18 protein-coding genes are annotated in these 10,003 nt (G+C 43.6%); 3 read left to right on the plus strand and 15 right to left on the minus strand.

Translation table 11 applies throughout. The features are described from left to right. The first annotated feature begins 154 nt into the window (after positions 1–154). Positions 155–598, plus strand: a complete 444-nt coding sequence (locus tag HWQ43_RS00315; protein WP_229557106.1) for a hypothetical protein — start codon at positions 155–157, stop codon at positions 596–598. A 78-nt stretch (positions 599–676) separates the two neighbouring features. On the opposite strand, the gene HWQ43_RS00320 is transcribed toward HWQ43_RS00315, so the two are convergent. Continuing rightward, positions 677–1,084, minus strand: coding sequence for a hypothetical protein (locus HWQ43_RS00320; RefSeq protein ID WP_308189949.1), 408 nt, complete (start codon positions 1,082–1,084; stop codon positions 677–679). Positions 1,085–1,260: 176 nt separating this feature from the next. Between HWQ43_RS00320 and HWQ43_RS00325 the strand changes: the two genes are divergently transcribed. Further along, positions 1,261–1,560 (plus strand): HNH endonuclease, encoded by a 300-nt coding sequence (locus HWQ43_RS00325; protein WP_229557107.1) that lies wholly within the window; start codon positions 1,261–1,263, stop codon positions 1,558–1,560. A 107-nt stretch (positions 1,561–1,667) separates the two neighbouring features. Here the strand turns inward: HWQ43_RS00325 and HWQ43_RS00330 are convergent, their stop codons facing one another. After that, positions 1,668–1,817 carry a hypothetical protein gene (locus HWQ43_RS00330; RefSeq protein WP_229557108.1) on the minus strand — a complete coding sequence of 50 codons (150 nt, stop codon included), beginning with the start codon at positions 1,815–1,817 and terminating at the stop codon, positions 1,668–1,670. A 250-nt stretch (positions 1,818–2,067) separates the two neighbouring features. Between HWQ43_RS00330 and HWQ43_RS00335 the strand changes: the two genes are divergently transcribed. Then, positions 2,068–2,751 (plus strand): hypothetical protein, encoded by a 684-nt coding sequence (locus HWQ43_RS00335; RefSeq protein WP_292728702.1) that lies wholly within the window; start codon positions 2,068–2,070, stop codon positions 2,749–2,751. Positions 2,752–2,769: 18 nt separating this feature from the next. On the opposite strand, the gene HWQ43_RS00340 is transcribed toward HWQ43_RS00335, so the two are convergent. The 13 genes from HWQ43_RS00340 to HWQ43_RS00400 form a co-directional block, all read right to left on the minus strand. Continuing rightward, positions 2,770–3,201, minus strand: a complete 432-nt coding sequence (locus HWQ43_RS00340; protein WP_292728705.1) for a hypothetical protein — start codon at positions 3,199–3,201, stop codon at positions 2,770–2,772. Positions 3,202–3,261: 60 nt separating this feature from the next. Then, positions 3,262–3,408, minus strand: a complete 147-nt coding sequence (locus HWQ43_RS00345; RefSeq protein WP_292728708.1) for a hypothetical protein — start codon at positions 3,406–3,408, stop codon at positions 3,262–3,264. Between the two features lie 146 nt (positions 3,409–3,554). Continuing rightward, the gene (locus HWQ43_RS00350; protein ID WP_292728711.1) at positions 3,555–3,959 is read right to left on the minus strand and encodes a hypothetical protein; all 405 of its coding nucleotides are present in this window, start codon (positions 3,957–3,959) and stop codon (positions 3,555–3,557) included. 101 nt (positions 3,960–4,060) lie between these two features. Then, positions 4,061–4,279, minus strand: coding sequence for a hypothetical protein (locus HWQ43_RS00355; protein ID WP_292728714.1), 219 nt, complete (start codon positions 4,277–4,279; stop codon positions 4,061–4,063). Positions 4,280–4,458: 179 nt separating this feature from the next. Beyond that, entirely contained in the window at positions 4,459–6,321 is a 1,863-nt protein-coding gene (locus HWQ43_RS00360) for a hypothetical protein (protein ID WP_292728717.1), read from the minus strand. Continuing rightward, entirely contained in the window at positions 6,318–6,866 is a 549-nt protein-coding gene (locus tag HWQ43_RS00365; RefSeq protein WP_292728720.1) for a hypothetical protein, read from the minus strand. The genes HWQ43_RS00360 and HWQ43_RS00365 overlap by 4 nt, the downstream gene beginning before the upstream one ends. A gap of 21 nt (positions 6,867–6,887) precedes the next feature. Further along, positions 6,888–7,604: a hypothetical protein gene (locus HWQ43_RS00370; RefSeq protein ID WP_292728723.1), complete on the minus strand. Its 717-nt coding sequence runs from the start codon at positions 7,602–7,604 to the stop codon at positions 6,888–6,890. A gap of 11 nt (positions 7,605–7,615) precedes the next feature. Next, positions 7,616–8,059, minus strand: a complete 444-nt coding sequence (locus HWQ43_RS00375) for a hypothetical protein (protein ID WP_292728726.1) — start codon at positions 8,057–8,059, stop codon at positions 7,616–7,618. A 91-nt stretch (positions 8,060–8,150) separates the two neighbouring features. Beyond that, positions 8,151–8,345: a hypothetical protein gene (locus HWQ43_RS00380; RefSeq protein ID WP_292728728.1), complete on the minus strand. Its 195-nt coding sequence runs from the start codon at positions 8,343–8,345 to the stop codon at positions 8,151–8,153. Between the two features lie 8 nt (positions 8,346–8,353). Continuing rightward, the gene (locus HWQ43_RS00385; protein ID WP_292728731.1) at positions 8,354–8,590 is read right to left on the minus strand and encodes a hypothetical protein; all 237 of its coding nucleotides are present in this window, start codon (positions 8,588–8,590) and stop codon (positions 8,354–8,356) included. After that, a complete protein-coding gene (locus tag HWQ43_RS00390) occupies positions 8,587–8,832 on the minus strand; it encodes a hypothetical protein (protein ID WP_292728734.1) in 246 nt (81 codons plus the stop codon). Before HWQ43_RS00390 ends, HWQ43_RS00385 begins: the two co-directional genes overlap by 4 nt. Further along, complete coding sequence (locus tag HWQ43_RS00395; protein ID WP_193947674.1) at positions 8,829–9,062, minus strand: hypothetical protein; 234 nt, start codon at positions 9,060–9,062, stop codon at positions 8,829–8,831. Before HWQ43_RS00395 ends, HWQ43_RS00390 begins: the two co-directional genes overlap by 4 nt. A gap of 3 nt (positions 9,063–9,065) precedes the next feature. After that, the coding region (locus HWQ43_RS00400) for a hypothetical protein (RefSeq protein WP_292728741.1) at positions 9,066–10,003 on the minus strand (938 nt) is incomplete at its 5' end.

Consider the following 10,003-nt stretch of genomic DNA (forward strand, 5'->3'; position numbering starts at 1 on the left):
GGAACTTCATTGATACATTACTTTTAGTAGAGACAAAAAATAAGGGAATTTTCTTGACCTTTGATATTCTTGATTAACCTAGTATCGTTGATTTCAATAACTTTACAACCACAATTTGAGTTTTATAGGTGCTGAGGTAGCAGAGAATTAAATTATGTTGATCGAGTTCAATCCACTAGCAACAAGACTGGAAGATTACGCCGTGATTGCAAGGAATGCAAAAATTCGCATCAAAGCCAGAAAGCGAATCGGTACGCGCGATGATGATGGTACAGCAATTATCGAAGAATGGTGGGCAGAGACTGATTTACTTGCATATCTTCCAGCATGGGATCTAGAGGACATCCAAAAGGGGCGTGATTATGCGGTGATTACTCCACAGGCAGACTTCTACCCTTCATGGTGGTATCAACCTTGGGAATGGCGAAAAAATCAGCGTCAATTGCTGACCCGCGCTAGAAGTTATGCAGATATTTACCCTGATGATTATCGACAGCTTTTAGCTGAATGCAACAGAATACGAGAGAAAATCGGAAAAGAATTCTTGATTAGTAGGCATGGGCTTGCCTGGGGATGGAAAGATTTTAAGATTGTTTAAAAATTTCTAGTTGCATTTAATCCTGGCTCAAACAGAGGAAAAGCAGGTTTGAGCGATTAGTATTGCAGGTCGCTACAATTATCGATAAACAGATATTGGGCTGGCATATTCAAGCAATCGTTCCCATCCCCATACCCATGCAGTTTTTACTCTTATCTCTTTACCGTTGCTGAATTTGATAAATTCTCCACCTCCGTCAAAAAATACATCAACAACCAATTGATTCCGCATATCGCGTCCCCACATTTTTTCTGCCGCATTCCACCAACGTTGCCCAGGTGAAGAGAACATCTCCCTTTCTAAATATTCATCACGCCATGCTTTCGGCTTCCAATTATCCTGTAGCGCACGAATTAATAAAGCATTGGGGAAAATCTCTTTATCGTGTTCGCTCAACCACAGAGCATATTCAATTGCACTCCGCAAGGCATCCTCTAAGTCTAAAGAACAACCTTCAAGAGCATCTTGGACTTCGGCAGGGAGCAAAATTTACACCGATAGTTATCAGCGCTGGTTCGTATTTTTTAAATACCTCGTACTCAACCGATTCCTTTTCCCAAAACCACATAGCCCACCCCTAACTATGTTGAACTTCATTTATAGTAGATTAATCATATTCTTGAACTGATAATTAAATTGCAACGCATTTTTAGAATCAGGAAATGCCCCAAAAATCTCAGTCACGTTATCCAGAAAATTGGTCAGATATCGCTCTTGATGTCAAAGAATCTGTAGGGTGGCGTTGCTCTAAGTGTGGCTTACAGTGCATTCGTCCCGGTGATAATACGTCCGAACTTTCCCGTTCTCTTAGAATGGCGCTAACATTAACAGTTCATCATAAAAATTTTCTGCCAGAAGATAATCGTCGAGAAAACTTATATGCCTTATGCACAGCTTGCCACCTGAGTTTTCATACGCGACGCAGGGGAAATGTATCGCCAGGACAATTGTCTTTATTTTGAGCCAGCTTCTTATTGAACTAAGGTACTGCAAAAGCGCCACCAGCAGAATGAACTACCTTTATCTCTCATTCCTGGGCGGGAGCAAGAACCAAGTAAATTGAATAGTTTTATTGAATTCCCATTTCTGCCATCTGGTATTGGAGTTCCCAGGTTAGCCCTTCAAAGTCGGGCATATTTTCCTCTCTATCACGGGAGTAAGCGCTTGGCTTTACGCCGATGACTGAGGTTTCTGTGCTAACTTCTGCTAAGTGGTTCATTCGGCTGCACATAGGATACGCTTGTGTATCCCCTACTTTTTTGTAGGTATATTCGCCGTTCGGAAAACTTTAGAAATCGCCGCGATGTAAAGAAGAGAATTTCATGGATTCTAAAAGTCTTACTCTTTTTATTTGGTTGAAAATCACTATTTTTGCACACGGACATTAAAAGGATAACTTGATATTGGACTGAAAATGGGTCGGCAGATGGTAAGGCGATGATCTTTAAGAATGCTCTGGGATATGAGTGATGAGTAAACACCTTCATCTGTGGGAAAAACTCAATGAACGGCAGCAAGCCACACTCACTGCCATTTACCGTACTGACCAGTCGGTGGAGGCAGCACAAAAAGAAGGTTGGCGATTAGGTTCAATCAGAGAGAAAGCATCCGTATGGCGTAATCTGCAATATTATTTTGAACCCACAAGCTATGAAACTTTATTGCATAAGCTGCTATCCCAATCTGGTGTCGTTGACCAGGGACTGGGTTCAACTCTCCAAGTTTTGGAACGACACAAGTTAATTGAATGTAATTATTATGACGGCGAACTAATTTCTATCAAGCTCACCACAACTGGACGTGCTGTAGCTCGTGCTGGTTTGGGTGAATCAGCACCTAAAAAACCACCCAAAGGGCAGTTAAAACCAAGGCAGTGGGAGGCACTAGCTACAGCCTATCAAGCAGGTGAATTAGGAATAGATAGTCCCTTAAACTTTGGGGATTACGCCGGGTTTAGTTGGCAGTGGACTTGGTTAAGACTGCGAGATTATCAGGGAACAGACAACGGCTTAGTGAAAGAAGTTGGCTACTGGAAAGATGGTAAGCACTTAACCAAACTGGTTATTACTCAGCCTGGGATAGAGTTTTATCGGCAGCAGTGGTCACAATATCGCGCTCTCTACCCTGATGTAAATGCGCCCAAACCTGATTAAGGTTATTTACCTGCTACTCTAAGCAATTGTAAATTTATCACCTTGTCTCAATAAAGGATACATCTCTTGCGCGATCGCTTCTAACTTATCGCCATGAGGACGAGGACGAGCGATCCGAACCCCTTCATCCCACCACGAACAGCCGCCAGCCAAACTATAATGCAGCGTAAGAGTGACTTCGTGCCAATCACCGGATAAAAATAAACGAGTATCTTTCAATGCAAAAGCTAGATTAAAATCAAATCTATCTCTTCGATAATATTTGTGAAATGGATTACTGTGTGGCCTATCCTCAGAAGTAGATTCACTAAGGTATGCCACAAAATTCATTTCTATCCAATTATCTACTTTAAAATTAAATTCGGGGATTATCCTAAAGTGTGTGTGCGGATAGTGTTTTTCTGCAATTTGAATTAAAATCAGTTCCGTTTCAGGCAATACCGCTTGCATAATTTTTGACCACAGTTCGCAAAACTAAAAAAGCTTGTCAAACAGATCACTACAGATAATCTACTGTCCCATTTCTGCCATAAGGCATTGAAGCTCCCAGGTTAGCCCTTCAAAGTCAGGCATATTTTCCTCTCTAGAGCGCGAGTAAGCGCTTGGTTCTATGCCAATGACTTCAGTTTCTAAGCTAACTTCTGCTAAGTGGCTCATACGGCTACACATGGGCATTGCTTGTGTATCCCCTACTTTTTTGTAGGTGTCTTCGCCGTTTGGAAAACTTTAGAAATCACCGCGCTGTAAATCTGAGAATTTCATATTTCTAACAAGTTTTACTCTTTTTGGCTGGGTGAAAATCACTATTTTTGCACCTGATTCAAGTAATATTTATCGATTTGCGCCCTCATGTAAGCTAGGGCTGATTGAATATCTGAGAATGTCTGCTTTTCTTGTGACACCATTTCTGACTGCACAGGTACATACAATTCAGCCCAGTAGCAGTACAAGTATGGATCAAACCACACGTCAATGATGCAATCTTTGTACCAACCTTGCGAATAGTATTTATCGATCTGTTCTTTCATGTAAGCTACAGCCGATTCAATATCTGAGAAGGCTTGCCTTTGTTGCATCACCATTCTATTGCGTACCGGGGCATATAATTCAGCCAAGTAACATCTGCGCCTATCATCACGCCAAACATCAATACTACAGCCCTTGTATCTCTCGGAGTGCTTTAAATCCTCGGATAGTAAATCAATCATGGTGAACACCCATTTGCTTATCTTCTAGTAAACCAGAAAACCATCCAGGATTACCCAGATGGTTGGTGAATTATTCCCAATTTTGGGAAAATGTTTTTGGTCTATTCTAGGGTTTCGATTACATCCTTGTACTCCGCATAAGCTTTATTCCAAGCATCTGAACCATCCTTCTTTACCCCCCAAACTCGCTCTATTATCTGAGTCTGGTTAAAATCTATTCGTAGCTTAATTACTAAATTTAGGCATTCCTGGCTGGTAAGCTTGAGCGGAGTAAATCGTGTTTCGGTTGCAGCAGAATTAATGCGTTGTTCTTGAATCATAGGTTTATAGTTTAATTTAACAAGAAGTTCGATTACCCAGAATACTGATGAATTATTCCCAATTTTGGGAAAATGTTTTATCCTGTCTGCTGTCTTCTGGCTGTCTCCTCCTCTGTCTGCTCTGTCCCCTGCTGTACAAGGATTCTGTCTACTTCTGTCCGTTCTGTCCGTCTGTCTGCTCAATGGCTAATTTCGATGGTATTAGCATCTGTCCAGACGGCCAGACCACTCTCGACTAGCTCATTAAATAGTCGCTTTAATTCCTCCGAACTGAATCGCTGACCCTTGACTTTAAAGTTAGGTTGTACCTCCTGTATGACTGCTTTATTTCTTCCGCTACGTTCAAGATATTGCAGCAGTGATTGGGCATTGGGTGTTAGGGATGGGGTAGGAATAGACTCTGCTGGGGGCTTATCTAAATTAAATTCCAGTTGCCAGATGCGCTCTGCTGTTTTGTGATCGGTTGAAAGTTTTGGCTCTACCTTTTGGGTGTTAATTTGAGCATCGCTTATCACAGATTCATCAAGCCTAAAATCAATCCGCTTGGCTTTGAGCTTAGGCAATTCAATATCAATCCATTGTCCATGCCCAGGTAATTTAATCCTACCCATACCACTAGCTTTAGCTTCTGTCGTAATTGGGTCAATAGTTGCGATTAGTTCTACTTCTAACAGTGCCGCATCTCGAAGTTTTGATAACCCTTTAGCTTTGGCTAAAATCTCCATTGTGCGGTCGTGAGCTACGAACAAAGGAATCATTAATTGTTTACGAGATTCAGTCATGGCACAGCGAAACCACTTGCCAATAAAATCAGGGTCAGGCTTCCATTTTTCATCCTCACAATCGTCTGGCATTGGCTCAACAATGTTATCTGTCCAGGTCGTAAATTCTTCACAGATAACTGATAGCATCTTGCCGCTATTTCTTAACCGTTCTGTCCACTGTTCTTCAGTCAGCCCACTTAAGCGGTAATCTTCATAGCGCTGGCGCATTTCATCCATGTACCATTGCATGAATTCGGCTATTTCTTTGTAACCGGTAATCAGCCGCACACCTCGCCATTCGACCTGTGTGCCGTGCGGGTCAAGCGCTACGATATTCCACCCAGCTTGTACTTTTTTCCAAATAATTTCTCTGGTAGTCCAGGACTTACCTGCACCCATGCCACCAAATATCAAAGTGGGGTAGCCGATGGTGTTGTTAATCCAGCGATATTTGTCACCTTCTGCGATTGCTTGGTTGTCTGCCCCAGTAACCTTATCGTTGGGGTCAATCGTCCCCGCTAAAGTCTGGCTACCTTGCAAATAAGGCGTTTTCATCTCACGAAGCTGCTTAATATAGTCCGCCTTCTGTTCTTCAGTCATCCCAGCCGTCTGCGCCTCGAAAATGGCATCAGTTGCCTCCATTTGGGTAACTTCAATTTCCGTGTGGGCGTAAATCTCGGCTTTGGTGATATCAACAGTGTGATCGTTGGCGATTAGATCCAGGTCAGCTTGTAGTTGAACTTCTGCGATCGCAACGTCCCTGTAACTCTCCAACAACTCGGAACGTGCGGTCATCTCTGCCTTTGCTGCGTCCCGTTTTTGGGCGATGTCCTCAAATACGGCTCTCTGTTTCTCCTCCGACTGGCAGTGTCGCAGCATCCACCCCGCAAGCGCAAACCCCAGAAATCCCCCAAAACCCCAAAACGGTTTATATGGGTTGGTCGCTTTCACCAGCCCATTAACCCCCATAGCTGGGTCACGCACTACTTGGCGCGGCATTCCTTCTTGTTTCCATTGCTCCCAGTAGTAGGGAGTCATCCTAAAAGGTCTGTTATTCTTGTCGTTACACTTTAGGTAGCTTTGGGGAGTCCGAACGCAAAAATAAATGCGGTCGCTTGACTCCCCTTTCCACGCCATCGCAGCCGAGCTAATTCCTACAGTTAGACTTAGCCCAATGGCAACAGCTTTCTTGTCCATTGGTAAGCGACCAAACCACAACATAAAACCCGATTGTTGCGACTCGGATAAAGTTTTATGTTTCTCACTTAAATAATTCATTTACTCTTCCTTCCACCAAATAAAAAAATCATTAATATCGCTAGAAATATGCCCACTCCTGCACCATCCATCCAACTTGAAGATTCAGCAGTTTTTGGCTTATAAACCGACTCAATAGAAGTCTTAGCAGTAATAGTAGAAGTTCTCGCTTCATTCCATTCACTAATCGGGTCAGACAGCGCACATAATAACGCCAGTGATGCACTGCAACCAGTCATTAAATTAGTAACGAAATTATTGAACCCTTCACCTGTTGCAGTGGCAGTAAAATACAGGTGTGCAGTACCTACAGCTAAGAACATCCCAACTGGGTGAACTTGCAACAGGTGAAAAGTGAAAATCACTGCACTGTTTAGACAACTGCCAGCGACAATTTCACAAGCGTTACCAGCACGTCTAAATGTCCGACCTCTATTATTTTCTGGTAATGGTTGTGGCTGTTCTGGTTGTTGATGCTGATGTTGTTGTTGTGGTGTTTGTGCCAGCCCTTCATGCAAAAAAGGGCTGACGCTATGAGGATCTTCATTTCGTTTCCTTACTAGCATCAGCCTTACCTAATTAATTGATTATCTTTCGCCTAACTTCTGCCATAAATTACCCAACATTGCACCCCAACCGCGAACTGTTCCTGTTGCAGAAACACTAGACGCAGGTGCATGATTTTGGCTAGTAACTGGTATCACTTCTTGGGGTGCAAGATTTGGTTCTAATGCCCGTGAGCCAAACCTCGCACGCGCTAAAAGCTGTTGGCGTTTCTCTCTCAATCCTGTAGTAATTGCCTGCCTCTCAGCTTGCACAGTTTGCTTATTTTCTATGCTGCTGATTTTATTTTCATGCCGCCACAATTCTGCTTGCAAATCGTGGTGTAATTGGGCTGCAACTTCGGTCAGTGCGTGTTTACGCTTTTGGTCAATTCGCAACAAGTCGGCTCTATCTTGGGCATCTATTTTACTCATCTCCGAATCAAACTCGGAGTTAAGTTTACGGATTTTACCAATTGCACCCGCAACATGAGAACCGTATTGTTTACGAAGTTCGACCCAGGTAACTTGTCCTTTGGTCAACTTCTCCATCGCCTCAAAAACCACCTTGGCATTGTCTAAGAAAGGCTCTAACCTATCCGATAATTCTTGGGCGTTATTGGCGTAATCCGCAAACTGTTCGAGCTTATTTATATCGGAGAGATAGCCCAGAATATCAGACTCAAACCCTCCCCATGCTTGCGCTTTTTCATCAATATGGCTTGCATGACCAACGACCGGATTACGTATTGCAAAATCCATTACTGAACCTCCTAATAAGGTATGTTGTCGTAGTCGATATCGCTCGACTCTTGGGGCAATTTATCCCAATACCCCATCTCTTCAAATCGGCTATAAATTCTCGTTGCCAGTTGCCTTATGGGGTCGTCAAAATCATCAGAGATTAAATCAAATCTGTTCTCACCAAACGCCAATATATTTGCAATGTCCGCATCAATCCCATTACCCAAGAATTGACCAAATGCAGCAGAGTATGGATGGTCATCGATGGTTGAATGAGTTGCTAAGAATTCGGTTCCTGTGAAAGGTGGGTAATCTTCACTCTCAAATATTGGTGTGGAGAGTGCCTCAATATCTGCTGAGATCATTGCTGCCCATTGTTCAGAATTTTCCGCTTTGAATTGCTGCTTTCTTAGGGCGGAGTCAGTTAGCGGTGATTTGCCCCAATCGTTGGGATTTCTGTAGTCAAGTGTCATTTGTTAGAATCCTTGTAACGATGTGTACTTGATGCACTTTCGGGTGAGGCGATTGCACTTACTTTGGTCGGTCGGGGCAATCGCTTCATCATCAGTTCTCACAAAACTCAACAAGTTCAAAAACCTCCGTCTGCACTTGGGTTTGGCTTAATTCTTTGCGCTTGCCCTTTGAGTCATTGAATACGAAAGGGGCATTGATTCGACAATTAGACCGATGGCTGTAGCGCAGTTGTTGACCACGGAATTCATAGAGGTGGTTACGTTGCAAAGTTGTCGTTTCTAACATTTGCTTCCTCAAACTTGGGAGTAGAATTCGATATTTAGGATTGCTTCGTGAATCTCCATCAAAGCTTGGACAGCATCACCTATTTTTAAGTCATTCGATGTACTGAACCTTTCGGATGCTTCGATTTGTTGATAATTTGGGGATGCTTGCACGAACCTAAGAATCTGTTCGCAACCAAGGATGATGGTCATGATTTCGGTTGTTGTTAGCGATGGTTGTGTCTTTTGGGTGTCTTGGTCGCTCATGATTTCCTTCCTTTTCTTTGGGTTTTCATCGGTGTAGGTTGGGGTTCTGGCTGATTACTTGGGGATTGTGGCTGGTTCGGCCTTTGAAGTACATAGCTGATTGCACCTCCACCCCCGACAGCTGCGGCGATGGTGAACATATTGTTACGACCGAAGTACTGCACTCCGAAGTAGCCAACGGCTAACGCTGCTGCTGTTGCACCAATGCCTAAAACCGTATTTCTGAATGTGGTTCTGTTCATGCTGCCCCTTTGAAATTAGTGACCATTGCGCTAAGTGCTGATTTATTGGGCTGTGTAGATGTTGCTGTTTCGGGTTTTGGCGTTGTTTGCACATTGCCATGTTGAAAAATCAACTTCTCTACACCTGCCGAAAGTGCTTGTGTTGGCGCGTCTTGAGGTAAATCAAAAATCTTGCACAATTCAATTACTGCTAGGTAGGAGATGGTTATACGCCGAGATTCGTAATTCATTAACTAAGCTCCAATTGAAATTTGAGTTAATAGTTTCAACCCCAAAGCATTGATAAATTGGGGATTATTCAAAATCACAAAGCCTAAACCGGCTAAGTTTTGATCCACCACTGGCAGCGAAACACCACCACCCCAGGCGACAAGGTATTTAGCGCGGTCTAGATAATTGCCAGCAGTCACAAAGTTGGCGAATTTCTCAATCCTGTTACTCCACCACTGATCTAGACATTGGCTGTACTCGGTTTCAAACTTCTTGCCCGTGAGGTGGTTGCCGCCGTATGTAAAAGTCCCTTCTACAATTCCCTGGTTCACCAAGCTGGGCGAGTGTTTCACATCCTTGGACAGCAGACTCACTCGGTCGTTTCGCTTGTCGAGAGATTCTGCAATCATCGAATGCAGTTCACCGCAACCACCTTCAATCAGGTGACGGTCTATGACTGCACCGCTACCGTTGAACACGGTTACAAGCCAAGTTGATGAACCGATATCGAGTGCGATCGCTAATTCTGAGGGGTCAAGTACCAGGGATGCTTCACCGAATAAGCAGTGGGCAATGCTTCCAAAACCTTCGGGGTAAATGCCTCTAACTGTGATTTCAACTGTCTTGGTGACAATGGAACGAGTTACAGGATGCAGATGCTCAAAGGTGTGAGTCCCTTCAACTCTGCGTTTAATCTCTTGTCCCCAGCGTTCGGGGTTGTGGTTGCTCAAACTAATTTCTAGCTTGACCCCATCGGGAATATTCAGAACTGCTAAGTCTGCAAGAATGCTTTCTAGTGCCAGTTCTGCTTTTTTGGCTTTATCTTCGTGCAACAGGGTGTGGTCACTTTGAGCTAGAGCCGCACTGCCCCAGAAAAATTGAACATCTTTTAAGTCCAGGCGCGTTCCTTCTACATATCGCAGCCATGCCCCATCTTTTGAGATGGTTTCGTGGTGCATGA

Source organism: Nostoc sp. JL31 (assembly GCF_017114965.1).
In the GTDB taxonomy this organism is placed as follows: domain Bacteria; phylum Cyanobacteriota; class Cyanobacteriia; order Cyanobacteriales; family Nostocaceae; genus Nostoc; species Nostoc punctiforme_A.